Consider the following 376-nt stretch of genomic DNA (forward strand, 5'->3'; position numbering starts at 1 on the left):
AAGCAAGGCCACCCACACCAAGCTGAAAACCTACTACGGGGCGCTAGAACGGGACGAACCCGAGCACAAAAACCTGACCCCTGCTGACCTAGAACCGCAGGTGCTCAAGAAGGTGATTTTTACCCGTGTTGTGGAAGACCCTGAGCAGGTGGCAAAACGCATCAGTCAGACCGTTCAGCAGCATTATGAACCTGCCGTTCAGAGCGCCACAGTTGCCCGCACAGCGACCAAACGGGCCAAGGAAGACAGAGAGAGCCTGAAACAGCTTCAGAGCCGTCTGGAGCCTCTTGTGAAGGCTCTGAGGGATATTCCGACCCAATACCGGGAGAAGGTTATCGAGGGCTGCGTGAAACTGGCCCAACAGCTACGCCAGAAA

The 376-nt window shown here is 55.9% G+C and carries 1 protein-coding gene; it reads left to right on the forward strand.

The window, feature by feature from the left end; translation table 11 throughout:
* Positions 1-376: hypothetical protein (locus tag KP705_RS19170; RefSeq protein ID WP_215765457.1), on the forward strand; the 376-nt coding region annotated here is incomplete at both ends.

The sequence above is a fragment of the Gluconobacter sp. P1D12_c genome, from assembly GCF_018812105.1.
Classification (GTDB): Bacteria; Pseudomonadota; Alphaproteobacteria; order Acetobacterales; family Acetobacteraceae; genus Gluconobacter; species Gluconobacter oxydans_A.